This is a genomic window from Mesorhizobium sp. M1A.T.Ca.IN.004.03.1.1 (assembly GCF_003997555.1).
Classification (GTDB): domain Bacteria; phylum Pseudomonadota; class Alphaproteobacteria; order Rhizobiales; family Rhizobiaceae; genus Mesorhizobium.
In genome coordinates, this window is the sequence record NZ_RZTV01000393.1 from 1 (window position 1) to 268 (window position 268).

2 pseudogenes are annotated in these 268 nt (G+C 64.9%); both read left to right on the forward strand.

Annotated features, from left to right (window positions below):
• Nucleotides 1-157 (forward strand): annotated as a pseudogene (locus EOD29_RS37615) (type IV secretion system protein VirB1); the annotation flags it as partial.
• Nucleotides 154-268: pseudogene (locus EOD29_RS37620) on the forward strand (Type IV secretory pathway AvhB2 protein); the annotation flags it as partial. The pseudogenes EOD29_RS37615 and EOD29_RS37620, both read left to right, overlap by 4 nt.

The window sequence follows — 268 nt, forward strand, 5'->3', positions numbered from 1 at the left end:
GAGCGAGCCTGCCGCGTTCGAAGCCGCGGTCGAAGAGCAGACAGGCGGCCCACCCGTCGATCAGGCGGCATCCGCGCCGACCTGGGATGTCTTCAACTCGCGGCGGCGATCCTCCGTCCTCGTGTTTCCAGACAGTCAAATGGAGCAGAGTGAATGACCTTCAGTTCCCGTATTCGGCCGATCGCCGTCCCGGCTGTCATGGCGGCGGCTATTGTCGCGGCCATGATCGAGCCTGCATTCGCGCAAGCCGCCGGCATCGAGACAGTGC